This window comes from Desulfobotulus alkaliphilus (assembly GCF_007830435.1).
Taxonomy (GTDB): Bacteria; Desulfobacterota; Desulfobacteria; order Desulfobacterales; family ASO4-4; genus Desulfobotulus; species Desulfobotulus alkaliphilus.
Genome location: NZ_VLLC01000087.1, coordinates 1 through 1,274 on the forward strand (window position 1 = coordinate 1; position 1,274 = coordinate 1,274).

1 protein-coding gene is annotated in these 1,274 nt (G+C 47.3%); it reads right to left on the bottom strand.

Annotated features, from left to right (window positions below; genetic code table 11):
• Window positions 1-983: 983 nt before the first annotated feature.
• The coding region (locus tag LZ24_RS16985) for an RpnC/YadD family protein (protein ID WP_222427702.1) at window positions 984-1,274 on the bottom strand (291 nt) is incomplete at its 5' end.

The following is a 1,274-nucleotide window of genomic DNA, read 5'->3' on the forward strand; positions in this document are numbered from 1 at the left end:
GTATAAAAAAGCATCATAAAGGGCCTGATCCAGATCCAGACTGCCACAGATGCGCCGGGTTACTTCTCGGAAATGTTCATGGCTGATTTTCACGATATATCATCAGCGTCCGATACCGTTCAACCATAGATCCCCAGGCCCAGCTCTGGGAACGCTGCGCCATGGTTCTTTCCCGCCGGGATATTATCAGCAGGCTCAGTGAACCCTGGTAAAATCAATAATGAAGCATCAATATTACTGATTCCCATTATGATAACATGGCCTTTTGTATGCCAATTCACTGGCAGGACTGGCTGAACCAAAACGATAATCAGAAAGCTTATTGAAGGGAATATATTCAAAGTTATCATTTCAGTACCGGAGTATGGAGGAAACCCTGCAAAACTGACAAAAATTCTGTGTACTGCTGACAAAGATACCAAGGAAACAACCGAAGTCACAGGGCAAGTCACAGGGCAAGTTGAAAAACTACTCAACTGCACTGGGAAGTTACTGGAAAGGCCGTAGGGGTTGGTGAACCCCCGTTACGGCAGGCAGAAAAAATCCATTCAATGCCCCGTCCCCAGGATTCAATTTCTCCGGAGCGGAAAAATGCGTTGGCCAAATCGGGATTATAGGGCTGAGAGGCGTGTGATCCCATTATACTCCAAGCGGTCAACCGTGAAACATTAATGGGTTTTCTGTAGGGGCAACCCCCTGTAGTTGCCCAAAACCGGGGCAGGCACGGGGGCCTGCCCCTACAATATCGTTTCAAGATTGCCCCATGTATCAAGAATGACCATGCGGAGTATAATGTTTCAAGAGTCCATTCCTCTGGTAAAACCGCAGGATTCCAGATTTTCATCTTATGTTCATAGACTCGTATCTGAATCGGAGCAGGGACACCATAATCTCGATGCACCAAAACGTTTAGAACAATCTCCCACAGGACATCATAAGGAGTTGAGAAGCCACTCAATGAGCTGAAGGCCCTTGGTACAGGACTATTGCTTAGTGGCATTATCGCCTATAAGCAGATCCAGACCCTTGTCACCGGCAGCAAGGACTTCCTTGACCTTTTCGGGGGTAAGTCCAGCACCCTCGGCTATGTCTTCTGGCTTAAGGTTCAACTTTGAAAGACGCATGATCGTCTGGTACTTCTCGTTGTACATGCCCTTAATCACACCAACTTCCTCACCTTCATTCATCAGTCTTTCCGCTGTAGTCATGGCAAGCTCCTTTCCTTTCAGGCTTACAGTACCTATGGTCTCAGCCACATACTCAGGCTGAAGATC